Below are 23,945 nucleotides of genomic sequence, written 5' to 3' on the forward strand. Positions count from 1 at the left end.
ATTTCAACGCCGACGACGTGGTCTTCAACCTGACGCGCTGGTGCGACAAGTCGGCCGAGGGCAATTCGATGGCGGCACGCATGGGCGCGCTCATCGATGCCAAGACCGGCAAGCTGCTTGCTGGCGCCATCGTCAAGGTCGACGACTACACGATCAAGCTGAAGCTGCCGGACTCCGACATCTCGATCATCGCCGGCTTCTCCGATTATCCGGCGCTGGTCGTCCACCGCGACTATGAGAAGATGGGCAGCAATTTCGTGAAGAATCCGATCGGCACCGGACCGTTCGAACTGGTGTCCTACGATGTCGGCTCGAAAGTCGTGCTGAAGCGCCGCGTCAACGGCAAATGGTGGGGCGGCGAGGCGCATCTCGATGGCATCGAGTTCATCGACTACGGCACCGAGGCCAACGCGATGATCAGCGCCTTCGAATCCGGCGAGGTCAACACCAACTACGAGACGACAGCGGACTATGTCTCCATCCTCGACAAGATGGGCTTGGTCAAGCATGAGGTGGTGACGGCCAACACCATCGTGGCGCGCACCAACGTCAACAACAAGCCTTACGACGACCAGAAGGTGCGCCAGGCGATCCAGCTTGCCGTCGACAATGCGACCGTGCTGAAGCTTGGCTATGGCGATGCCGGCACGCTCGGCGAAAACCATCACGTCTGCGCCATCCATCCCGAATATGCCGAGCTGCCAAAAGTGTCGCGAGACATCGCCAAGGCCAAGGCCTTGATGACCGAGGCCGGCCAGATGGAGTTCGAGCACGAACTGATCGGGCTCGACCAAGACTGGCACAAGAACACCGCCGATTCGATCGCAGCCCAGCTCCGCGAGGCCGGCTTCAAGATCAAGCGCACGGTCCTGCCGGGTTCCACCTTCTGGAACGACTGGACGAAATACCCGTTCTCGATGACCAACTGGAACATGCGCCCGCTCGGCGTGCAGGTCATCGCGCTCGCCTATCGCACCGGCGAATCATGGAATGAGTCCGCCTATTCCAACAAGGAACTGGACGAGAAGATCGCCAAGGCGCTGACCGTCGCCGACGTCGACAAGCGGCGCGAACTGATGGTCGACATCGAGAATATCCTGCAGAGCTCGGGTATCATCATCCAGCCCTATTGGCGCAAGATTTACAACCACTCGACGAAGTCGGTGAAGAACTACGGCATCCACCCGACCTTCGAACAGAATTTCGAGAATGTCTGGTTGGACGAAAGCGCCTGAACGAAGATCATGCGATGGGTCGGGAGACGATACCGGATCGTCTTCCGACCTGATCTTCCAAGTCATCTCAAGTGATCTGCAGGGATCGAACGACAGCTCAGCTGGCGATCCGCTTGCCGCTTTTGCGTTTGCTGCTCCTCGCCTCCAGCACCTTCTCCACCTGCCGCTTCAGCTCGTCCTTGATATCGACCGTCTCGTTCATCAAGGCGTCGATCTTCAGGAAATCGAGCACGCGGAACTTTGATACAGCCGGGCGGACCAGGATGTCGGGTCGGGATTGCTTCAGCTTGTTGGCGATGATCGACTGCATCATCAGCTGTGTCGCGCCGAACATCAGATCGACGGAGGTCGGCTGTTTGCGGTCGACCTCTTCCGGCGCGCCGACCACGTCGACGCCGATGATGATGTCGGCATCGTTTTCGATCAGGTCGAACGGCACGGGGTTGTAGATGCCGCCGTCGATCAGCAGCCTGCCGTCGCGCGTCACGGGACGGAACACGGCGGGTATGGCCGCTGACGCTGCAAGTGCGGAGTGCAAATCGCCGTCGTCGAACACGGCGAGCTTGTGGCCGAAATAGTCTGTCGCCGTTACCTTGAGCGGGATCTTGAGTTCGGCAAAGGTTTCGGGGATGGCCTCGGGCAGAAAGGCCTTCAGGATGCGCTCGACATTGAACTGGCTGACGCGGATACCGCCCTGCATGGCTTCGGCGATCGTGCCAGGCCGTGCCCGCCACATGCGGCTCGCCACTTCGGCGCGGCGGCCGAGGATCGAGCGGGCATAGTCGTGGATGTCCTTGCCGGTCATGCCGGCGGCCATGCCAGCACCCATGATGGCGCCGATCGACGAGCCGGCAATGGCCACCGGCCTGATGCCCAGTTCGTCAAGCGCCTCGATGACATGGATATGCGCCAACCCACGCGCGCCGCCGCCGCCGAAGGCAATGCCAAACGTCGGGCTCATCCCTTGCCGGCTCCGACCAGTTTCGGTCCTATGACCATGATGGTCGGCTCGGCCGACAGCAGCTTCTTCGCCGCCGCCTTGACCTGATCGAGCGTCACCGCGTTGATGTAGCCGGCGCGGCGCTGCATGTAGTCGATGCCGAGATCGTCGAGCTGCAGCTCGACCAAAGTCGAGGCAATGGAACTCGACGAGTCCAGATTGTTGATGGCATAGGCGCCGGTCAAATATTTCTTGGTTGCCGCCAACTCCGCTTCGGTCGGGCCTTGCTCGGCCAGTTGCTTGACCACGTCGCGGACGATGCCCAGCGTCTCGGCCGCCCGGTCCGACCGCGTCCCGGTGCTGACGATCAGCGCGCTGGCGTGGTCCTGGTTGATCAGCGAGGAGTTGACGCTGTAGGCCAGCCCGCGCTTTTCGCGCACCTCCTGGAACAGGCGCGAGGTGAAGGTGCCGCCGCCGAGAATCTCGTTCATCAGCACGGCGGGAAAGAAATCCGGCGCCTTGCGCTTCACGCCGGGAAAAGCGAGCTGCAGGGAGGTCTGCGGCAGGTCGTAGTCGACCTCGACATGCTGCGCCAGCTTTGGGTCGATGTCGGCCACGGGGGCGAGCGCCTGGTTTTGCGGCAGGTCGCCGAACACCATGTCGAGCTTCTTCTTGAGCGTCTCGGGGTCGATGGCGCCGACGACGGCGACATGCAACCCACCACGCGCGAACACCGCTTTGTGAAAGGCTTTCAGATCATCCGGCGTGATGGTGGCTATGCTCTCCTTGGTGCCCTGATCGGAGCGGGAATAGGGATGGTCGCCATAGAGGGCGCGCGCCCATTTGCTCTGCGCGACCGTGTCGGGATCGTTCTCGCCGGCGATGATGCCGGACAGGACCTGGGCGCGGATGCGGTCGATAGGCGCCTGGTCGAAGCGCGGCTGGTTGACCGCGAGCCGCAACAGCTCGAACGCCTCGTCGCGCTGCTCGGCCAGCATGCGCATGGAGCCGTAGATGCCGTCGCGGCTTTCGTCGAAACTCATCTCGGCGCCGGCATCGTCGAGCTTGATCTGGAAGCCTTCCGAGTCGAGCGGGCCGGCGCCTTCGTCGAACAGACCGGTCATCAGGTTGGCCAACCCTTCCTTGCCCGGCGGATCCTGCGTCGAGCCGCCGCCGAAGACGAAGCGGATGGCGACGATCGGCACGGAATAGTCCTCCACCAGCCAGGCGGTGATGCCTTTTGGCGAGGTGACGGACTGGATGTCCATGGCGCGCGCCGTGAGTGCGGGCAGGATCAGGAAGAGGATGGAGAGGAAAAGGGTTGCGAGGGGCGCGCGTGCGCGTATTGCGTTCGTGCTCTTCATCATCAATTCCCCGCCTGTTGCTGCGGCAAGAGATAGCCGGTCGTCGACCGGGCGAGCACCAGATAGCGCGCGGCGACGGCCTTGACCTCGTCTGTCGTGACCTTGCGGATACGGTCCGGCCATTGCTGGACGTCCTGCACATTGCCGCCGGTGGCCAGCGTCGAGCCGTAGATGTTGGCCATCGAATCCTGCTTGTCGCGGGCAAAGATCATCGACCTGACATAGCGGTCCTTGGCCTTTTCCAGCTCCGAAGGCGTGACGCCATCCCTGACGATGCGTGCCACTTCGGCATCGACCGCCGCTTCGACGTCGGAGATTTTGGCATCGCCGCGCGGCGCGCCGTAGATGGTGAAATTGGTGTCGTCGAGCATCGTGCCCTGGAAAAAGGCGCCGGCGCTGGATGCGATGCCTTGCTGGACGACGAGCGCCTGGTAGAGCCGGCTGCGATTGCCGCCGCCGAGGATTTCCGCCAGCAGGTCGAGCGCTTCCGCCTCGCCCGGCTTGCCCGAATGATAGGATGGCACCACCCACTGCGTGGAAAAGCTCGGCACGCTGACGCGGGCATCGGCGAGCGTCACCGTGCGCTTGGTGTTCTGCTCCGGTTCGACCGGGCGGATGCGGGGCGGCAGATCGGGGCCGCGCGCCACCTTGCCATAGGTCTTTTCGGCCAGCGCCCGTACCGTGTCCGGCTCGACATCGCCGGCCACGATCAGCACAGCGTTGTTGGGCCGGTAGTATTTGTCATAGAAGGCGGTCGCGTCGGTGCGGTTCAGCTGCTGCATCTCCTGCATCCAGCCGATAACCGGAATGCGATAGGGCTGGTTCTGCCACAGCGTGGCATCGACCTCCTCGTCCAGCACGGCCTCGGGATTGTTGTCGATGCGCGAGCGGCGCTCCTCGAGGATGACATCGCGCTCGGTCTTGATGACATCGTCGGTGAGGATGAGGTTGCGCATGCGGTCGGCCTCGAAGCTCATCATCAGCTCGAGCGCGGACGGCGCCACCGTCTCGTGGAAGGCCGTGTAGTCGTAAGAGGTGAAGGCGTTGTTGGAGCCGCCGATATCGGAGATAGCGCGGTCGAACTCGCCCGCCGCATGGTGGGTCGTCGCCTTGAACATCAGATGCTCGAAGAAATGCGCGATGCCCGATTTGCCCGGCGGCTCGTCGGCGCTGCCGATCTTGTACCACACCATATGGGTGACGATCGGTGCACGATGGTCGGGAATGACGACGACCTCCATGCCGTTGTCGAGCAGGAAATCCGTCACCTTGAACGCGTCCGGCGCGCTCTCGGCCAGCGCCGAACCGGTGATCGTGAAAGCCAGCGACGTCGCCAGCAGCGTTGCGCGCAGCCATTCAGCCTTGGATGTCATCAATGGCTCCGGTTTTCTTGGCAGGACGATAGGCAGGGTCTGGACGACAAGCAAAGTGAATTGTTGGTCATGTTGCCGGCAAAGGCGGCGGCAAAGAGGCCGGCCGTGGATGCCTGGCTATGGATGGAGCGCGTATCAGGCCGCCTCGATGAAGCGGATGACGGTCTCGCCATAGTTGCGTTCGTCCAGCACGGCAAAGCCGGGGCCTGGTTCGAAGGGCGCCACCGCGGCCTCCTCGACCACACACAGCGCGCCGGGGCGGAGCCAGCCACCGGCTTTCGCCGACTGCAGCGCGCGCTCGCCAAGGCCCTTGCCATAGGGCGGGTCGGCGAAGACGAGACCGAACGGCGACAGCGTGCCGGCCTCACCGAGGCCGGTAGCGTCGCGGCGAAAGATCTTGGTGCGGCCGGTCAGGCCGAAGGCCTCGACATTGTCGCGGATCAGGCCTCGGCCTTCCGCCGATTCTTCGATGAAGACGCCGTAGGAAGCACCGCGCGACAGCGCTTCGAGCCCGAGCGCGCCGGTGCCGGCGAACAGGTCGAGCACGCGCGCGCCGTCCAATTGCTCGGCAAAACGATGCGCCAGCACGTTGAAGACCGCCTCGCGGGTGCGATCGGTCGTCGGACGGATGGCGCTTGAGCGAGGCGTCGCCAAGGGACGCCCACGAAACTCACCGCCGACGATTCTCATCTCGCTTTAGGCCTCATCTCGTTCTGGGACCTTTGGGACCACTGCGCGGCCGCTCGCCGCCAGCACCGCCCGGACGCTCGCCGCGCGGCTTGCCGAACGGCTTTGCACCGGCGGGTTTGCCATAGGACGGCTTGAACGACGCCTTGCGCGCCTTGGCGTCGGCCGCCTTGGCGGCGTCGGCTTCTGCCCTGCCCTTGCCGATCGGCCGTGCGCCCGGCGCCATCCAGACATTGGCCTTGCGCTGGCCGGGCGGCTCGATCGGCCGTTGCTCGCGCTCGGATTTCTTGCCGCCGCCCGGCTTACCGCCAAAAGCACCACGAGGCTTGTCGCCGAAGCCGCCGCGCGGCTTGTCGCCAAAATTGCCGCGGGGTTTGTCGCCAAAGCTGCGTTCGGGCCGCGGACCGCGCTCGCCAAAGCTCTTCTCAGATCCCGCGCTTCTGTCGGGGCTTGTCGACAGCTTGCCCAGCGCTTCGTCGCGACTGCCTTCGCGGCGTTTGCGGTTCTTGATCAACCCGCCCTCGCCGATCGGACGGCGCTCGCCGTCACGGGTGAATTTCGGCCGTTCCGGCTCCGGCTCGCGGATTTCGGTGCGCCGCACCGGCTTGTTGGAAAACGGTTTGGTGACATCGGCGTCGAAATTGGCGCCTGATTCCTCGACCAGGCGCTCGCCAAGCTGGTCGCGCAGCACCCTGCCCTTGATCTCCAGCACATGGCCCTCGGCGAGGTCATCAAGCTGGAACGGGCCGTAGGAAATGCGGATCAGCCGCGTCACGTCGAGGCCAAGCGAGCCGAGGATGTTCCTGACTTCGCGGTTCTTGCCCTCGCGCAGGCCGATCGTCAGCCAGGCATTGGTGCCTTGCTCACGGTCGAGCGTCGCTTCGATGGCGCCGTAAAACACGCCGTCGACGGCAATGCCTTCACGCAGGCCGGCAAGCGCGCTCTCCTCGACCTTGCCGTGGACGCGCACGCGGTAGCGGCGCAGCCAGCCAGTGGCCGGCAGTTCGAGCACGCGCGACAGGCCGCCATCGTTGGTGAGCAGAAGCAGGCCTTCGGTGTTGATATCCAGCCGGCCGATGGTCATCAGCCGCGGCAATTCAGCCGGCAGCACGTCGAAGACGGTCTTGCGGCCCTCGGGATCGCGGTTGGTGGTGACGACGCCGGCCGGCTTGTGGAACAGGAACAGGCGGGTGCGCTCGATTGGCGGGATTTCCATACCGTCGAGATGGATGATGTCATCAGGCATGACGTTGAAGGCCGGCGAGGTCAGGGCGCGGCCGTTGACCTTGACGCGGCCGGCGGCGATCAGTTCCTCGGCGTCGCGGCGCGAGGCCAGGCCGGCGCGGGCCAGCCGCTTGGCGATGCGTTCGCCGGCCTCTTCCGTCGCGTCCGCGGGACGCGGGCGCGGCTTGAAGCTGCCGCCTGACGCGCCTTGCGGCCGATCGCCAAAGTCGCGCTTGGGGCGGTCAGCGAAGTCACGCTTCGGGCGATCGCCGGCGTCGCGCGGCGCGCGGTCGCTAAAATCACGCTTGGGACGGTCGAAGCGCTTTTCGCCGCCCTCTGCCGCCGCAGCCGGCCGGTCGCCACGCGGTGCATAAGGTTTGCGCGGCCCTTCGCGCTTTTCATAGGGCTTGCGCTCGCCTTCGGCCGCCATTGGCCGGTCGCCGCGCGGTGCATAAGGTTTGCGCGGCCCTTCGCGCTTTTCATAGGACTTGCGCTCGCCCTCAGCGGCCACCGGGCGGTCGCCGCGCGGTGCGTAGGGCTTGCGTGGGCCTTCGCGCTTCTCATAGGGCTTGCGCTCACCTTCAGCGGCCACCGGGCGGTCGCCGCGCGGTGCGTAGGGCTTGCGTGGCCCCTCACGCTTTTCATAGGGCTTGCGCTCGCCCTCAGCGGCCACCGGGCGGTCGCCGCGCGGTGCGTAGGGCTTGCGTGGCCCCTCACGCTTCTCAAAAGGCTTGCCTTCGGGGCGCGGACCTTTGCTGAATGGCTTGTCACCGCCCTTGAAGTCGCGCTTCGGCCGCTCGCTATCGGCAGCCATCGGCCGATCGCCACGCGGTGCGTAAGGTTTCTTGGCGCCAAAGGACGGCTTGCCGCCTTTGCCGGCGGCGCCATCACGGCTGCGCGGTGCCGCGGCTTTCGAGCCGCTTCTGACCGGACCCTTCTTGGGTCGGAATTTCTTGTCGTTGTCGTCCATGTGGCCTTTGTCCGTTTGCGCTGCTACAGCGTGGCGCATCCTTTTGGGCGCGCAACGAACGCTGTAGCATTTTTGATGTGGCGCATGATCATTTCCGAAAACCGAGTCCGATTTTCGAGGTCATGCGCTCAATAACAGGATCACCAGAGTTTGTCAGGGAAAAGTGGTGACCGGTTTTTCCGAAAGGACAAACGAAAACCAAAAGCCTGGAGCAAGTGCGGTTCATTCTGAAACGGACTTGCTCCAGCGAGTGGCGAGGAGATAATCGGAATGGAAATCGCGTGAAGCGGCCCGATTTCATGGCGCTGGCGCTGAAGGAGGCCGAAGCTGCCGCCTTGCGTGGCGAAGTGCCGGTCGGCGCCGTCATCGCCAACGCCGATGGCGTTGTCGCCAGTGCCGGCAACCGCACACGCGAACTTGCCGACCCGACGGCGCATGCCGAGATGCTGGTCATCCGCGAAGCCTGCCGCAAGCTGTCGGCCGAGCGGCTCACCGGCCATGATCTCTATGTGACGCTTGAGCCTTGCGCCATGTGCGCCGGCGCCATTTCCTTCGCCCGGCTGCGGCGGCTCTATTTCGGCGCCGCCGACGACAAGGGCGGTGCGGTGGTCAATGGCGTGCGCTTCTTCGCCTCGCCGACCTGCCACCACACGCCCGACATCTATCCGGGCATCGGCGAGACCGAAGCGGCCGTGCTACTCAAAGGATTTTTCCGGGAACGGCGCGGCTGAACCGGGCGCCCTTCGGCAAGAAACAACAAAGGGGCAGTTTTTACAAGGACGGCATCCAGTCGAACCAGCCGCTGCCCTTCTTGCCTTCCGCCTCTTTCTTGAGACGACGTTCCTTCTTGTACTCGTCCTCACCAAGCTCATTCTGCGGCGCTGTGCCAGCTGCTACACGATACTGCACCGGCGGTTCGCTGAGATATTTGCGGGTGTTCGGGTCACCCTGCTTGCTATCGGCGAGGCGGCGCTGGATCTCGGCGGCACGACCCTTGTCGGAATCAGCGGGTGTCCACGCCGGCGGGTGGCTCGAACCTGAATCCGCCATCGCTTTCTTCACCGAGGCCGGATCGGTCTGCACGTCGTCGACGATCTCCGACTGATAGGCCGGATCGTTCTGATGGGCGGTGGCGTCGGCGCGCAAGCGGGCGCGGCGCTGCTCGGGCGATTCGGGCCATTCGGCGCTTGCCGTCTCGATGCTGTCCTGCGGCGCCGGCAGCGCTTCCTTCTGGCCTGGCGCCGGCTTCACCAGCGTCGGGCGCGGCTTGTAGTCGATCTGTTCCTTGCGCTTCGGCGCGAACGAAAAGGCGCCCGAAATATCGCCGGCCAGCTGTTCGCCGGCGGTCTTGTCGGTGCCATAGGTCGGAGACCCCATGCAGCCGGACAAAGCGAGGCCCGATGCGACAAGCGGCGCCAGCAGCGCCAGGCGCACGTTATATCTCTCGGTCATGCCAAAAAGTCCCACTGTAGACAGCCTCTCGATTGCCACCGGCCTTATGACCGGTCCCCATCGTCCAAGCACTTGCGACGGAAATCCGGCGACAATTTGTCTTCCGGAGTTTCGCGTGTTTACCTCAACCACTCGTTAAGGGCAACGCGCGGGCGGTTTTCGCCCGCCCGGCGTGGCATTTGTGCACCGATCAAGCTGGCCGGCCGGCCTGTTAAAGCCGGCCAAGCGCCTTCAATTCGTGCAGTACCGCCGCATCGCGCGCCGAAACATCCGGAAATTCCGGATCCTGGCCGACATCGGCGGTGTAGCGCCAGGACCGTGCGCATTTCACGAGGCCGCGATCCTCGGCCTTTTCGACCACCACGGCGACACCCCTGACGTCGTCAAGCGTGAAGGCACCCACAGGCGCTTCGCCATGAGCGATCACCAGATCGCTGGTGATCGCCATCTCGGCCATGTCGACATCGGATATCGCCGCTTCGAGCGCTGCATCGTTGATGGTGACGACCGGCACTGCTTCCAGCGACGACCCTATCACCTTCTGGGCGCGCGCGATCTCCAGCGCGCCGGTGACGACACGCCGCACCTGCCGCACCTTGCGCCACTTTTCCGCCAGCGCCTCATTCTTCCAGTCCGCCGGGATTTGCGGGAACTGGTCGAGATGCACCGAGACGGCGTCGGGATGACGATCGAGCCAGGCCTCTTCCATGGTGAAGGGCAGCATTGGCGCCAGCCATTTCACCAGGCAATCGAAGAGATGGCGCACCACTTGCACCGAAGCCTTGCGTTTTAGGCTCGACGGCGCGTCACAGTAGAGCGCGTCCTTGCGGATGTCGAAATAGAACGCCGATAGTTCGACCACCATGAAATCGAGCAGCATGCGGGTGATGCGCTTGAATTCGAAGGCGTCGTAGCCCGAGCGCACGACTTCATCGAGTTCGGAGAGCCGGTGCAGCATCAGCCGCTCCAGCTCCGGCATCTTCCCCAGCGGCACCTCCTCGCCATCGTCATGGGCGAGCGTGCCCAGCATCCAGCGGATAGTGTTGCGCAGCTTGCGATAGGCGTCGATGTTGGTCTGCAGCACGTTCTTACCGAGCCGCTGGTCCTCCCAGTAATCAGTCGTCACCACCCACAGACGCAGGATGTCGGCCCCCGACTGCTTGATGACGTCCTGTGGAACGACGGTGTTGCCGAGCGATTTCGACATCTTGCGGCCATCCTCATCCATGGTGAAACCATGGGTGACGACGGTGTCGTAAGGCGCCCTGCCCCTGGTGCCGCAGCTTTCCAGCAGCGAGGAGTGGAACCAGCCGCGATGCTGGTCGGAGCCTTCGAGATAGACGTCGGCCGGCCATTTCAGGTCAGGACGATCTTCCAGCGTGAAGGCGTGCGTCGAGCCCGAATCGAACCAGACGTCGAGGATGTCCATCACCTGCTTCCATTTGGAGGCATCGTGATTGCCGAGGAAACGCTCCTTGGCGCCGGCGGCGAACCAGGCGTCGGCGCCCTCCTGTTCGAAGGCGTCCATGATGCGCTGGTTGACCGCCTCGTCCTTCAGCACATTGCCATCGGCATCGGCGAAGACGGCGATCGGCACGCCCCAGGCGCGCTGACGCGACAGCACCCAGTCCGGGCGCTCCTCGATCATGGCGCGGATGCGGTTCTGGCCGGCGGCGGGCACGAAGCGGGTGTCGTCGATCGCCTTCAGCGCGCGGCTGCGCAACGTCGAGCCGTCGCCGAGGTCCTTGTCCATGTAGACAAACCATTGCGGCGTGTTGCGGAAGATGATCGGCTTCTTCGACCGCCAGGAATGCGGATAGGAGTGTTTCAGCCGACCCCGCGCGAACAGCGCGTTGCGCTTGATCAGCTCGTCGATGACCGCCTGGTTAGCGTTGCCCTTCTTGCCGTTGTCGTCGATGACGCGCGCCGGCCCACCCTCGCGATCCGGGCCAAAACCCGGCGCGTCCTTGGTGAAGAAACCGCCATCGTCGACGGTGAACGGGATGGCGCTGTCGATGTCGCGTGCGCGCAGATCCGCCGCCGCATCCATCCAGGCGTCAAAATCCTCGCGGCCGTGGCCGGGCGCGGTGTGGACGAAGCCGGTGCCGGCATCGTCGGTGACATGGTCGCCGGCGAGCATCGGAACGGCAAATTCGTAGCCGCCGCCAAAGCCCTTGAACGGATGCGAAAGCGTAAGGCTTCCAAGCTCTTGCGCCGAAACGCTGCGGAGACGATTCAAGGTGACCTTGGCCTTGGCCGAGGCGTCCTCGGCCAGTGCGTCGGCAAAGATCAGCTTTTCGCCCGGCTGCGGGCCAAACGCGTTCTCGGCCGCCGTCACCTCGTAGAGGCCGTAGCTGATGCGCGGCGAATAGTTGACGGCGCGGTTGCCGGGGATGGTCCAGGGCGTCGTCGTCCAGATGACGACGTGGGCCTGGAGCAGGTCGAGGGCTCCCTCCGTCAGTTTGGTCTCACCATCATCGATGGGACGGACCAGGCTGGCGACCGGAAACTTCGCCCAGATCGTGTCGGACTCATAATCCTGGTACTCGACCTCGGCCTCGGCCAGTGCCGTGCGCTCGACCACGCTCCACATGACCGGCTTGGAACCGCGGTAGAGCTGGCCCGACATGGCGAATTTCAAAAGTTCGCCGGCAATGCGCGACTCGGCATGGAAAGCCATCGTCGTATAGGGATTCTTGAAGTCGCCGATGACGCCGAGCCGCTGGAACTCATCGCCCTGCACCGTGATCCAATGCGCGGCGAACTCACGGCATTCCTTGCGGAATTCGTTGACCGGCACCTCGTCCTTGTTCTTGCCCTTGGCGCGGTACTGCTCCTCGATCTTCCATTCGATCGGCAGGCCATGGCAGTCCCAGCCCGGCACATAGTTCGAGTCATAGCCGCGCATCTGGAACGAGCGGGTGATGACGTCCTTGAGGATCTTGTTCAGCGCATGGCCGATATGGATGTTGCCGTTGGCGTAGGGCGGGCCGTCATGCAGCACGTATTTCGTGCGGCCGGCAGCATCCTCGCGCAGCTTGCGGTAGAGGTCCATGTCCTGCCAGCGCTTGACCAGCAGCGGCTCCTTCTCGGGCAAGCCGGCGCGCATCGGAAAATCCGTCTGCGGCAGGTAAAGCGTCTTGGAATAATCGATCGTTTCAGCGGTATCGGTCATTGGTCTGCCATGTGCATTGCCCGGCGGCAAAGGAGCTCGGGCGTTGAACTATACTTTTTGAGCATGTCGTTTTCCCAAAACCGGGGCCACTTTTGGGCGACATGCCTGATGATTTGGAAAAAGCGCGAGGGCGCACGCCAAGATTCCCGGCGGCTCCGGCGGCGCTCAGGCCGCCCGGAACACCGGGCTTATAATTCGTATGGTCGGCCGGCAAAGGCGCGAAAAGCTCGTCATGCCCCGGCTTTTAGCGGAGATAGGCGCAGGAATAAAGCGTCTCTCGTTCGATTCGCTTACATCGTGAAATCGAAGCGATAGGTGGTCGACACGCCGATCATGAACTGATTGCGGTCGCCTCGTTCCTTGACCAGGCTGGAATCGGCCGCCGGTCCCATCAGGCGCGAATATTCACCAAACAGGCTGGCGGTCATCGGCTCGGTCACCTTCCAGGTTATGGCGCCGCCGAGGCCGGTCGATTTCAGGCCGCCACCGGGATGATATTCGCTCAAGCCCGAGGCCACGGCTTCCTGCGCATTGACGCCATAATAGGCGTCGAAATAGTTGCCCGAGGCAATTGAAACACGCGGTCCACCCGAAATCCGCACGGTTGGCGTCACGTCGTAGAAGGCGTCGGCAGCGATGTCGGCGACAAAGCCGTTATGAGCGCGAATGCCGTGGCGCAGCTCGGCGCGCGCGCGCAGCCAATCGGTCGGATAGAATTCGAAGAAGCCGCCGACCTCGCCGCCCCAGCGCACCGGATCGAGACCCTTCAGCTCATCGGCGTTGTCATCGTCACGGGAAAACAGGAACTTGCCGGTCAGGCCAGCGCGGACACCGCCATCGTCGACCAGCGCCAGCGAGATGTTGTCGTTGCGCGAAGTGAAGCGTGCCGCCGGTCCGGCCTTGCCCAACGAAATGATCGGCGAGGCGCTGAGCAGGTACTCCTTGCCGCCCTCGAAATTCGGCGCCACCATGCCGGTGGCACCAACGGTCAGATACCAATCGCCGGACAGCCAACTGCCCTCGCCCGCATTGGCAGTACCCGCGCCGCTCAGCACCACAGCGGCCAACACCAGAGAGATTCTTCCGACCGGACTCATGGCCACTCCACTAACACAACACACACGGTTACCGATGACAGCTTTGACGGCCGTTTGGTAAAATTTGATTTAACCCGGAGACATCCGCTCACGGTTTGCCGCGATCCCGCTGCTGGTCATCGACTGGACGTTGGCCGGCGCCGGGACTAACTTCCATCCGGCAGTATCCCGTAGCCCTTGATGGAGACCGCGACAATGACCCTGCACGGCGACGCCTTGAAAATCGCGATCGAACAGACACGGACAAAATGGGGATGGTTTGTCGCGCTCGGCGTGCTGCTGCTCATCTTCGGCGGCATTGCCTTCGCCAATCTGTTCATCGCCACGGTGGCTTCTGTCTATGTCGTGGGATGGCTGATGCTGATGGCCGGTGTCATCGAGATCGTGCATGCGTTCGGCGTCAAGACCTGGAGCCGCTTCTTCTACTGGCTGCTCAGCGGACTGCTCTACGCCGTTGCCGGCTTCTTCGCTTTCGACAATCCGCTGCTTGCTTCAGCGGTCCTGACGTTCCTGCTGGCGATCGCCCTGGTCGCGTCAGGGGTGCTCCGGGCCTGGGTCGGCTACAGCCACCGGCCGGAACGCGGCTGGGGCTGGGTCGTCGCGGCCGGTGTCATCAGCGCGCTTGCCGGCCTGATCATCGCCATGGGCTGGCCGGTCAACAGCCTGTGGGTGCTGGGTCTCTTCCTGGCGATCGACCTGATCTTCCAGGGCTGGACCTTCATCGCCGTCGGCCTCGCGCTGAAGAAATAGTCACGTCAGATTGAGCAGCGTCACCGAAACCAGCGCCAGCGCAATTCCAAGATATTGCGTCGAGGACAGTTCTTCGCCGAAGACAAGGGTGCCGACCAGCACGGCGCCGGCCACGACGATGGTGTTGACCAGCGCCCCGGTCACGGCGAGGTTCAGCTTTGTGTTGATAAAAGCGAATACTGAGTAGGAGAGCGGCGACAGCAGCATGACGTATGCCAGGCTGCGGCCGTTGCCGGTCTTGCCCCAATGCGCGCTCAGCCCATCGCAGAGGATAAACAGACCGGCGCAAACCAGCACCACGCTCCAGACAGACAGGTCGATTTTCATCGAGGAGTGTTGGGCGTTTTGGCGGCCACCTTCGATGAACTTCTTCACAGTTCGCCGCAGTTTCGGCGATTCCGTCAGAAGGCGATGGCGCGATCCAGGTCCGAGAGCGGCTTGACGCCGGCAAGCAGCGCGCGTGCCTCGGCTTCATCGCGCTTCATCTGCGCGACCAGCGCATCGAGCCCTTCGAACTTCACCTCCGGGCGCAGGAAACCGAAGAAGGAAACCTGGCAGACCTCGCCATAGAGGTCACCGGAGAAATCAAAGACGAAGGTTTCCAGCAGCGGCGCACCATTGTCGTCAACGGTCGGGCGACGGCCAAAGCTGGCGACACCGTCGTGAAGCGTGCCGTCGGCGCGGCGAAAGCGGACGGCATAGATGCCCTCCTTGAGTGCGGCTTCGGCCGACAGCCTCATATTCGCGGTTGGAAAGCCAAGCGTGCGGCCGAGCTGCTGTCCGCCGACCACTTCGCTTTCGACGGTGAAGCGATAGCCGAGCAGTCCGGCCGCCTCGGCCACCTCGCCCTCGCTCAGCAACCCGCGGATGCGGCTGGACGAGACAACCTCGGCACCCTCGTCACGGAAAGCGTCGACGAGCGTGACGCCGAAGCCGTGACGCTCGCCGGCCGCCATCAGGTAGGCCGGGCCGCCTTGACGATCCTTGCCGAAATGGAAATCGAACCCGGTCACGGCATGGGTAATGCCAAGATTCCTTTCCAGCACATCCGTCACGAATGCTTCCGCCGACAGCGAGGCGAAGTCGCGCGTGAACGGCTGCTCGACGAGCGCGGCAAAGCCCAGCAGCGACAGGAGCCGCGCCTTCATCGGCGGCGGCGTCAGCACGAACAACGGGATATCAGGCCGGAAGATCTTGCGCGGATGCGGTTCGAATGTCAGCACCAGGGCCGGCACTCCGCGCCGCCGGGCTTCAGTCGAGGCCCGCTCGAGCACCGCCTGATGGCCGCGATGGACACCATCGAAATTGCCGATCGCCACCACGCCGCCGCGCAGGTCTGCGGACAGCGGTGCGGTCGCCAGAATGCGCTGGAAGGCTGCCATCGTCACCTACCGCAGTCTGGGAATGACGGCCACCGGACGATACCCATGCTTTTCCAGGAAGGTCGCCAATCTTGCCGGATCCGGTTGCAGTGCATCGCCATAGTCGCGGGCATGGATACCGCCGGAGACATAGAGGACATCGAAGCCATTGTCGGCGGCGCCCTTCACATCGGTCATCACGCCGTCGCCGATGGCCAGCACCTGGCCGCGCTCGATCGGTCGGCCAAGAATCTCCGAAACCTCCTTCATCGCGAGGTTATAGATCGGCGCGTAAGGTTTTCCGGCGATCAATGTGCGGCCACCGAGCTGGGCATAATCGCGTGCCAATGCGCCGGCACACCAGATGATGCGTTCGCCACGCTCGACCACAATGTCGGGATTTGCGCAAATGAAAGGCAGGTTCCTGGCGCGCAGCCGCCGCAGAAGCTCGGTATAATCCTCGGGCTTCTCGACCTCGTCATCGAACAGGCCGGTGCAGACGACGCCGGACGCCTCGAACTCCTCGACAAGCTCGACGTCGAGACCGTCATAGAGCGTGAAATCGCGGTCGGCGCCGATATGGAAAATCTTGCGCGGACCTTCGGCGATCAGATCCCGGGTCACGTCGCCTGAGGTGACCACCCGGTCGTAGGCTGACGGTGGAACACCGATCGCGTTCATCTGCGCCACGACATCGGCACTTCGGCGCGGCGAATTGGTGATCAGGACGACGGGGATTTCCGCCTCTCGAGCCCTTGCCAGTGCCGAGGCCGCCACAGGGAAATGCCTCTCGCCATTGTGGACCACGCCCCAGACATCGCACAGGATTGCCGAATAGGCTTTCGACACGTCTTCGAGCGAGCCGATGATTTCAGGCGAATCCGCCATGCCGTTTCCTTCAGTCATGATCATTGCGACCGCCGCGACCGACGGTTCGCCGCAGCCGGTTCGGATTAGCCGAACCGCTCCGGCCTGTCACCAGCTTTCGCCGGGCATCTGCGCGGCGTCAGCGAGGGTGCCCATTGGTTAGCGGTTGGTGAAGTGCCGACCCTGCAATCGAGCGATTTCCCAAACACGGCCTTCAGCGTTTTGTGGGAAAGCTGGCGTCGACCGAGAATCCGTCGGCGGGGGCCGCTGCAAGACATGCATGAACTTTGGCGTCAGTTCTGCCGCGACAAACGCGGCAACTATGCTCTTATGACGGTCGTTGCGATGGTTCCGCTGATGGGCAGCCTGGCGATCGCGGTCGATTTCACCGAGATGAGTCGTGAAAAACAGACGGTGTTGAATGCGCTCGATGCCGCCAACTTCGCCACGGCGCGCCGGCTGACGGAAGGTGCTACCGACGACCAGTTGAGAGCCTATGCGCTCGACTTCTTCAATGCCAACCTCAACAAGGTAGATCCCGCCAACACGACGCTCAGCGTCACCTTGCCAAGCAATACCGTCGGCGGGGGTCTGCTCAAGATGAGCGCGCGGCTTGACTACAAGCCCTATTTCTATCCTGTCTTCGGCCAACTCGTCGGCAAATCCGAAACTGACGCAAACCAGAAGATCAGCTTCAACGTCACTTCGGAAGTGCGGCTTAAGAATACCCTGGAAGTTGCCCTGGTGCTCGACAATTCCGGATCGATGACCAAGACCGGAACGGGCTCTGGGCAAAAGCGCATCGACCTTCTCAAGACCGCGGCCAAACAGCTGGTCGACACGCTGGCCCTGCAGGCGGCGATGATCAAGCAGGTCGACAGGCCGGTGCAGTTCGGCCTCGTGCCGTTTGCCGCATCGGTCAATGTCGGTCCCGGCAACGGCAATGCGTCCTGGATGGATACCGAAGGCCTGTCGCCGGTATCGAACGAGAATTTCGACTGGTCGACGCTGAACACGGCCACCAAATACGCCCAGCAGACCAATGGCATCTGGTACAAGCGCGGTTCGGGATGGGGTGCCGACGAGGGCCAGATGCTGACCCGGTTCTCGCTCTACCGCGATATGAAGGTCGTCACCAACCATGAGCGTGTCACCAACAGCAAGCGTGTGGTTTGCGACGAATACAACTCGAACAACACCTGCAAACGAAACCACGACGAATATGACTACATCGATTCCTACGGCCCATTCGCCAGTTGGCAGGGTTGCGTCGAGGCCCGGCCCTATCCCTACAATGTCAACGATGCCGCGCCGTCCGGCGGCTCGGCGAACACCGGCATAGGGGTTGGCGATCCGGCAACGATGTTCGTGCCGATGTTCGCCCCGGACGAACCCGGCAATCATTGGAAGCTCACCCAGGATCCCGACGAGGCCGCGCCGACGGCCTATGGCGCGGTGAACAGCTGGTGGAATGACGACCCGACGAGCAGCACCGGCCAATCCCGGCTGCGCAACATGGCCAAATATTTCCAGCCGCGGCCGATCGATGCGCCGGCGCTGCCGGCCGGCAACGGCCCGAGCTACAGCTGCTCCACCAACCCGATCACGCCACTGACCGACGTCAGCGTCACCGATGGGCTTACCGCTATCAAGGCCGCGATCGACCTGATGCAGCCGGATGGCGGCACCAATGTTCCCGAGGGCATGGCCTGGGGCTGGCGGGTGGTTTCGAGCGGCGAGCCGTTCACGCAAGGGCGCCCGGAAACCGAGAGAGGCAACGACAAGGTCGTGATCGTGCTGACCGACGGCGCCAACACCTACTACACGCCGTCCTCGCTGGGTTATTCCGACCCCGCCAGCTCGAAGTCGACCTATGCGTCCTACGGCTATCTTAACCCCGGCTACAACGGCACTTCGGTCGGCCGCCTGTTCTTGGGCACGTCGAGTACTGTCGGCCAGTTCGACTATTCGAACGGCAATTATACCAACGCGCTGAACCAGCAGATGGCGACACTGTGCAACAACGCCAAGGCAGCCAACATCATGGTGATGACGGTGGCGCTCGACCTGTCCACAACCAATACGGCCGACAAGCAGGCGATCGATGCGCTGAAATCGTGCTCGTCGGACTCGCGCTTCCGCAAGGATCCTACGGACGCGAGCAAGCCGGCCAAACTGTTCTGGAATGCGACCGGCGCTACCTTGTCGAACGATTTCAAGGAAATCGGCAACGAATTGTCGAATCTGCGCGTCGTCGGCTGATCCGAAGGCACTAAAGCGCGTCGCGTTTGAACGGATTCAGGCGACGCGCTTTAGGTTTTTGTTTTTATGCATGTCGTTCTCCCAAAACCGGGGCCACTTTTGGGCGACATGCACTGGCAGCCCTCTGGCGCAACGGCTGGCGTCGCCATGCCCTTGCGCGCGCCTGCCGGTGCAGGCACCTGTAGGCCGCTCGCGGGATCGTGCATCCATTCGCGACGCTGGGGAACGAACCGATGCCCGAAACCGCCAATCATCTCGCCTTCGCGCTGGTCTGCCTCGGCATGGTGCTGACGCCTGGCCCCAACATGATCTATCTGATCTCGCGTTCCCTGTCGCAAGGACCGAAAGCGGGGCTGATCTCGCTTGGCGGCGTGGCGCTCGGCTTTCTCTTCTATGTGCTGGCTGCGGCCTTCGGCATCACCGCGCTGCTGCTCGCCGTGCCCTACGCCTATGATGCGCTGCGTTTTGCCGGTGTGCTCTATCTCCTATGGCTGGCCTGGCAGGCGGTGAAGCCGGGTGGACGTTCGCCGTTCCAGGTGCGCGAATTGCCAAGGGACCGGCCGCGCAAGCTGTTCGCCATGGGCCTGATGACCAATCTGCTCAATCCGAAGGTGGCCGTACTCTATTTGTCGCTGCTGCCGCAGTTCATCAGCCTGGACAAGGGCCATGTCCTGTCGCAGCTTCTGGTGCTGGGCGCGACGCAGATCACGATCAGCCTCAGCGTCAATGCCATCATCGCGGTGACGGCCGGTTCGATCGCCACCTTCCTCGCCGGGCGGCCATTGTGGCTGGTCATCCAGCGCTGGATGATGGGAACCGTGCTGGCAGCACTCGCGCTGAAGATGGCGACCGACGCGCAGCGCTGAGAGCGCTTCGTTACATCGGCCGCCTTATCTGCTGCGCCCGCTCCGGTTCGACCACCTTGCGGTAGAGATGCCAGGTGGCATGGCCGAGCACCGGCATGACCACGGCGAGCCCGGCAAAAAGCGGGATCGAGCCGATCACCAGAAGCACAGCGACCAACAAGCCCCACAGCGCCATCTGCAGCGGGTTGGCCATCACCGCCCGGGCCGAAGTCTCGATGGCCGAAACGGCGCCGACATCACGGTCGAGCAGCAGCGGGAAGGCAATCACGGTGGTGGCCAGCACGACCACGGCGAAGACAAAACCCGCGGCATTGCCGGCAAGGATCAACGTCCAGCCCTTGCCGGTCGTCAGCACCTCGCGGACGAAGCTGCCGATCGATGCCGGCGGCTGATCGCCGAACAGGCCGGTGTAGATCGACTGCGCGGTGTAGAGCCACAACAGGAACAGCGCGACCAGCATGATGCCGATCACCACGATCGATGGAACCGCCGGCGAGCGGCGCACATCGAGTGCATGTCGCCAGGAGGTGTTCATACCCAGTTCGCGCCGGCGGCTGATCTCGTAAAGGCCGATCGCGGCAAACGGCCCAACCAGCGCAAAACCCGACATCAGGGGGTAGATGAGCTGGATGGCATTGGCGCCAGAGGTCCACCTCGTCAAGATCAGGCCGACGATGGGATAGATCAGGCACAGGAACACATAGTGCGAGGGTTTTGCCCAGAAATCCTCGGCACCGAGGCGCAGCGCATCCCAAAGGTCCGACGTGGTGATGCGGCGCACCGCTGGCTGCACATGCATTCCACGTGCGTCCGCCATGACATGAAAGCCGGCCATAACCTTCCTCCCGTGTGTCGGGGCGGTCACCGCCAGGATGGCCGCCAGAGCTGCCACTTCAAGAACGAAAGGCACGATAGCAGAGTTGGCGGCGATTGTCGCTGCGTCAATGGCCTGGGGAGCAGCTCGTTGTGCAGATTTCTCAGTATCGCCTCGCATATGGCCGTGCCTTGGCAGGCTTCGTTTTGGCCAATCATTATACTGCATTTTACCATTTACGTATTTTAGCATTTCCTTAAATAGCTCGTAGAGACCCATGGCGTATCACCTCAGCTTTATAAGTCTTGGCGAGGGGCGATGTTCGCATTGAGAGGCTTCTGGTCTTCGGAGCGTGGCAACTTTGCCATAACGACCGCCATAGCGATGCTGCCGATAATGATTGGTTTGGCTGGTGCCATTGATGTGGTCGGCACGAGCCATGACGCCTCGCAACTACAGAACTCGCTGGACGCGGCAGGGCTCGCCGTCGGCACGAAGTTCTCTCCCGAGATGGCGGCTGGCGATGTTCAGCAACTTGGGCTGCAATTCTTCGCGGCAAATTTGAGCGCGGCCGACCCGCAGGAATATTCGGGCGGCCTCTCCACTTTCGCGGCAACGGCCAGCGGCAGCCCAAGCGCTTACTTTGTCTCGCTGTCGTCCAGCATAAGCCACCCAAGCTTCATCGGCGACTCGGCTTCCTGGCAGGCCTACCGTTCGGCGTCGGTCAAGATAAAGCCTGGCGCGCAGGCCTGCGTGCTGGCGCTCGATCCGCATGCGTCCGCCGCCGTGAACCTGCAGGGCTCGACCAACGTCTCGATGGCCAATTGCGTGATCGCGGCGAACTCGGACGCGTCCGATTCTGTCAATAGAGGCGGCTCCGCACTGGTTTCGGCGGGCTGTGTCTCAACCGTCGGCGGCACCAGCGGGCTGTTGCCACCCAGCGCCAGTCTCGCCTGCGGAACGCCGCACGAACATCGGTACGCGTCTTTTGATCCACTGGCCGACGTCCTTCCTCCCCCTTACACATTGTGTTTGCCGGTCCCGAACGGCAAAACCTACACCCTGTCGCCCGGCACTTATTGCGACAAGACATTGTCGGGGAACATCACGCTTAATCCGGGCGTCTACATCATGCGCGGCACCACCATAAAGCCAGGGGGAAACGGCAGCCTGACTGGCCAGGGCGTGACCATATTCCTCGTGGAAAACGCTCAGATCTACATAAATGCCAATGAGACCGTGAACCTTTCCCCACCCAGCAGCGGCCCTTATGCTGGTATCACCATTTTCCAGGATCGCGGCAATACGTCTGCCCTGACGTTGAATGGCGGCGCAAATTCCGTGCTCAGCGGCTTCATCTACGCGCCGAACGCGCCCATTTCCTACGCCGGAAATTCTGATATGAGCGCCCAGGGCGACTGTCTCAGGCTTGTCGGCAATACGGTACAGATGACCGGAAACTCGTCCGTCGCGTCGGACTGCACGGCTGCGCTTGGAAATCGCGCAATGTATGCTGACCGGATGATCACTCTCGTGAAATGAGAGACGGCTCCCAACGGTTGACCTGACATCCGCAGGCGCCGGCGGTAGCGTTGAGAAGATGGCGGTCGCGTTCAACAACGCTGGAGTGCGGCAACCGCACTCCAGCAGATAAGTGCCTTTTCACAAAAGCACATCCAGTTGAAAATGAGCATCGTTACGGTTGCGCCGGTGCAGCGAAGCGATCGATCACATCGGCCAGAGGGACGTGGCCAAGGCAGGCGCCCGAACCGGCGGGCTGTTCGCCATCCTCGACAGCCAGGGCATATCGCACGACCGGATCGGCTTCGATGCGGCGGCGCAGCCCGGCCAACCTGGGATAGGCAGCGCCGTCGACCGCCTGGTGGAACTCCGCCCAACGTGCCACGCCAATCAGCGTGGTATCGGCCAGCGTCAGCCGATCGCCGACCAGGAAGTCCGTGTCGACGATCATCTCTTCGAGGCGATCGTGGCGTTCGGCAACGGCCTTGCGGCCGAAGTCGCGCAAGATCGCCTTCAGCGCCGGTTCATCCGCGGCCATTTCCAATGCCACCCAGAGCGGGCTGAAAGCGGCGGTGAAACCGGTGTTCACGAAGGCCATCAACTGATGCATGCGGTCGGCTTGCGGCGTGCGCGGGTCGAAGCTGATGCGACGTTGCGTGTCACGCGCCTCGAGCCACGCGGCGATGGCCATGGTCTCGGTGACCACCGTGCCTTCGTCGGTGATCAAAACCGGCGTTTCCTGACGGCCGTTGATGCTGGCATAAGCATCGTTCTTCATCTCGGTGAGCATGTCGACGCGGCGCAGGCGATAGGGCTGTCCGACGCGTTCAAAGGCAGCGACGAGCCCCATCGAGCTTCCCGCCGGGAAGCCATAAAGGAGGATAGGTTCCATTTGTTTTCTTCCATGATTGAAGGGATCACGCCGCGCAGCGAAACTTGACCCTAAACACTGGTCGCCCCATGTAAATTACGCACAATTCTGTAACCAGGACCCGCCCATGAAAGACGTCGTCTCGCGCTGCCCGATCGAAGAGACCATGCGCGTGCTCAGTGGCCGCTGGCCCACACTGCTGCTCTATTATCTGAAGGACGGAACCAAGCGATTCAGCGAGCTGAGGCGCGACAACCCGACTGTGTCGCACCGCATTCTGGCGCTGGAACTGCGCAAGCTGGAGGACGCCGGTATCGTGCGGCGAACGGCGCGCCCGGGCTATCCGCTGCATGTCGACTACGACCTGACTGCGCCGGGTCGCAGGCTTGTACCGCTCATCGACGCGCTGGGCTCGTGGTGGGAACGGACCGAAGACGACCGGACCGGCCAAGTCTCACCAATGCTGGAAACCTATTCCGGCACGGCGACAGTGGAGACAATCACTTCGGCAAGTTGAAAACCGCCTCGATGTGATGTCCATCCGGATCGACGACGAAGGCGGCATAATAATGCGGACCGTAGTCGGGGCGCAGGCCGGGCGCACCGTTGTCACGGCCGCCATGTGCAAGCGCGGCCGCATGAAATTGTGCGATGCTCTGGCGATCCGGGGCGGCAAAAGCCAGATGAAAACCCGGACCGGGCGGACGCTGCCCTTTCGGGCAAAGTTTTATCGCCAGCTTGTCGCCGCCACCGGCAGGCCCGTAGCCCACCGCCTGATCGGGCTCGCCGGGTCGGAGATCGTCCCAGACTCTGATATAACCGAGCGGCCCCAGCACGGCGTCGTAGAAGGCAGCCGCGCGTTCGATATTCGAAACGCCGAAAGAAACGTGATGGAGCATCTTGGCAAAAAATCCCTTTTTGAGAGGCATGGTCGAACGACTTCGAACAGCCAGCATGCTGTTCAGTTCTGGCCCGCGTGATCGCCGGCCAGTCGTCCAAACATCCTGAAGTCGTGGTAGGCGCCTTTGAACCGGGCTTTCTGCCGCAGCGTTCCCTCGTAGCGGAACCCGGCTTTCTCCAGCACACGGTCCGATCCGGTATTGCCCGGCAGCGTCC

At 62.9% G+C, this 23,945-nt stretch carries 21 protein-coding genes; 7 read left to right on the forward strand and 14 right to left on the reverse strand.

Features of this window, described 5'->3' with window-relative positions:
* A partial coding sequence (locus EN993_RS11140; RefSeq protein ID WP_164757609.1) for an ABC transporter substrate-binding protein occupies window positions 1–1,235 on the forward strand: 1,235 nt, incomplete at its 5' end.
* 97 nt (window positions 1,236–1,332) lie between these two features.
* On the opposite strand, the gene EN993_RS11145 is transcribed toward EN993_RS11140, so the two are convergent.
* The 5 genes from EN993_RS11145 to EN993_RS11165 form a co-directional block, all read right to left on the reverse strand.
* A complete protein-coding gene (locus EN993_RS11145; protein WP_109663126.1) occupies window positions 1,333–2,196 on the reverse strand; it encodes a patatin-like phospholipase family protein in 864 nt (287 codons plus the stop codon).
* On the reverse strand, window positions 2,193–3,542 hold the full coding sequence (locus tag EN993_RS11150; RefSeq protein WP_127263222.1) for a pitrilysin family protein: 1,350 nt from the start codon (window positions 3,540–3,542) through the stop codon (window positions 2,193–2,195). The genes EN993_RS11145 and EN993_RS11150 overlap by 4 nt, the downstream gene beginning before the upstream one ends.
* Entirely contained in the window at window positions 3,542–4,912 is a 1,371-nt protein-coding gene (locus tag EN993_RS11155; RefSeq protein ID WP_127263223.1) for a pitrilysin family protein, read from the reverse strand. Before EN993_RS11155 ends, EN993_RS11150 begins: the two co-directional genes overlap by 1 nt.
* A 135-nt stretch (window positions 4,913–5,047) precedes the next feature.
* Window positions 5,048–5,602, reverse strand: coding sequence for a 16S rRNA (guanine(966)-N(2))-methyltransferase RsmD (gene rsmD, locus EN993_RS11160; protein WP_109663119.1), 555 nt, complete (start codon window positions 5,600–5,602; stop codon window positions 5,048–5,050).
* A gap of 13 nt (window positions 5,603–5,615) precedes the next feature.
* Complete coding sequence (locus EN993_RS11165) at window positions 5,616–7,793, reverse strand: pseudouridine synthase (protein ID WP_127263224.1); 2,178 nt, start codon at window positions 7,791–7,793, stop codon at window positions 5,616–5,618.
* A 281-nt stretch (window positions 7,794–8,074) separates the two neighbouring features.
* Between EN993_RS11165 and EN993_RS11170 the strand changes: the two genes are divergently transcribed.
* On the forward strand, window positions 8,075–8,524 hold the full coding sequence (locus EN993_RS11170) for a nucleoside deaminase (RefSeq protein ID WP_109663117.1): 450 nt from the start codon (window positions 8,075–8,077) through the stop codon (window positions 8,522–8,524).
* A 40-nt stretch (window positions 8,525–8,564) separates the two neighbouring features.
* Here EN993_RS11170 and EN993_RS11175 read toward each other — a convergent pair whose 3' ends face one another.
* The 3 genes from EN993_RS11175 to EN993_RS11185 all read right to left on the reverse strand — a co-directional run bounded on the left by EN993_RS11175 (window position 8,565) and on the right by EN993_RS11185 (window position 13,517).
* Window positions 8,565–9,245, reverse strand: a complete 681-nt coding sequence (locus EN993_RS11175; protein WP_109663115.1) for a hypothetical protein — start codon at window positions 9,243–9,245, stop codon at window positions 8,565–8,567.
* 211 nt (window positions 9,246–9,456) lie between these two features.
* A complete protein-coding gene (ileS, locus tag EN993_RS11180) occupies window positions 9,457–12,420 on the reverse strand; it encodes an isoleucine--tRNA ligase (RefSeq protein ID WP_109663113.1) in 2,964 nt (987 codons plus the stop codon).
* Between the two features lie 290 nt (window positions 12,421–12,710).
* Window positions 12,711–13,517, reverse strand: coding sequence for a MipA/OmpV family protein (locus EN993_RS11185; RefSeq protein WP_127263225.1), 807 nt, complete (start codon window positions 13,515–13,517; stop codon window positions 12,711–12,713).
* 195 nt (window positions 13,518–13,712) lie between these two features.
* On the opposite strand from EN993_RS11185, the gene EN993_RS11190 reads away from it, so the two are divergent.
* Entirely contained in the window at window positions 13,713–14,267 is a 555-nt protein-coding gene (locus EN993_RS11190) for an HdeD family acid-resistance protein (protein ID WP_126068689.1), read from the forward strand.
* Here the strand turns inward: EN993_RS11190 and EN993_RS11195 are convergent, their stop codons facing one another.
* The 3 genes from EN993_RS11195 to EN993_RS11205 form a co-directional block, all read right to left on the reverse strand.
* Window positions 14,268–14,594: a hypothetical protein gene (locus tag EN993_RS11195; RefSeq protein WP_109663416.1), complete on the reverse strand. Its 327-nt coding sequence runs from the start codon at window positions 14,592–14,594 to the stop codon at window positions 14,268–14,270.
* 74 nt (window positions 14,595–14,668) lie between these two features.
* Window positions 14,669–15,649, reverse strand: coding sequence for a bifunctional riboflavin kinase/FAD synthetase (locus tag EN993_RS11200; RefSeq protein WP_126068687.1), 981 nt, complete (start codon window positions 15,647–15,649; stop codon window positions 14,669–14,671).
* Window positions 15,650–15,655: 6 nt separating this feature from the next.
* The gene (locus EN993_RS11205; protein ID WP_164757611.1) at window positions 15,656–16,516 is read right to left on the reverse strand and encodes a TIGR01459 family HAD-type hydrolase; all 861 of its coding nucleotides are present in this window, start codon (window positions 16,514–16,516) and stop codon (window positions 15,656–15,658) included.
* Window positions 16,517–16,771: 255 nt separating this feature from the next.
* Between EN993_RS11205 and EN993_RS11210 the strand changes: the two genes are divergently transcribed.
* Together EN993_RS11210 and EN993_RS11220 are read left to right on the forward strand one after the other, a co-directional pair.
* Window positions 16,772–18,757 carry a TadE/TadG family type IV pilus assembly protein gene (locus EN993_RS11210; RefSeq protein ID WP_164757612.1) on the forward strand — a complete coding sequence of 662 codons (1,986 nt, stop codon included), beginning with the start codon at window positions 16,772–16,774 and terminating at the stop codon, window positions 18,755–18,757.
* Window positions 18,758–18,990: 233 nt separating this feature from the next.
* The gene (locus EN993_RS11220; RefSeq protein ID WP_127263227.1) at window positions 18,991–19,623 is read left to right on the forward strand and encodes a LysE family translocator; all 633 of its coding nucleotides are present in this window, start codon (window positions 18,991–18,993) and stop codon (window positions 19,621–19,623) included.
* Window positions 19,624–19,633: 10 nt separating this feature from the next.
* On the opposite strand, the gene EN993_RS11225 is transcribed toward EN993_RS11220, so the two are convergent.
* Window positions 19,634–20,458: a DUF2189 domain-containing protein gene (locus EN993_RS11225; protein ID WP_126068684.1), complete on the reverse strand. Its 825-nt coding sequence runs from the start codon at window positions 20,456–20,458 to the stop codon at window positions 19,634–19,636.
* A gap of 297 nt (window positions 20,459–20,755) precedes the next feature.
* Here EN993_RS11225 and EN993_RS11230 point away from each other — a divergent pair, with 297 nt between their 5' ends.
* A complete protein-coding gene (locus EN993_RS11230; RefSeq protein ID WP_109663107.1) occupies window positions 20,756–21,979 on the forward strand; it encodes a TadE/TadG family type IV pilus assembly protein in 1,224 nt (407 codons plus the stop codon).
* A 154-nt stretch (window positions 21,980–22,133) separates the two neighbouring features.
* Here the strand turns inward: EN993_RS11230 and EN993_RS11235 are convergent, their stop codons facing one another.
* Window positions 22,134–22,850 (reverse strand): glutathione S-transferase family protein, encoded by a 717-nt coding sequence (locus tag EN993_RS11235; protein WP_127263228.1) that lies wholly within the window; start codon window positions 22,848–22,850, stop codon window positions 22,134–22,136.
* 106 nt (window positions 22,851–22,956) lie between these two features.
* Between EN993_RS11235 and EN993_RS11240 the strand changes: the two genes are divergently transcribed.
* Window positions 22,957–23,346, forward strand: coding sequence for a helix-turn-helix domain-containing protein (locus EN993_RS11240; RefSeq protein ID WP_109663102.1), 390 nt, complete (start codon window positions 22,957–22,959; stop codon window positions 23,344–23,346).
* On the opposite strand, the gene EN993_RS11245 is transcribed toward EN993_RS11240, so the two are convergent.
* A complete protein-coding gene (locus tag EN993_RS11245) occupies window positions 23,330–23,728 on the reverse strand; it encodes a VOC family protein (protein WP_126071079.1) in 399 nt (132 codons plus the stop codon). The genes EN993_RS11240 and EN993_RS11245 overlap by 17 nt on opposite strands.
* Window positions 23,729–23,945 lie beyond the last annotated feature (217 nt).

Origin of the sequence: Mesorhizobium sp. M7D.F.Ca.US.004.01.2.1, from assembly GCF_003997785.1 — a bacterium.
GTDB lineage: Bacteria > Pseudomonadota > Alphaproteobacteria > Rhizobiales > Rhizobiaceae > Mesorhizobium > Mesorhizobium loti.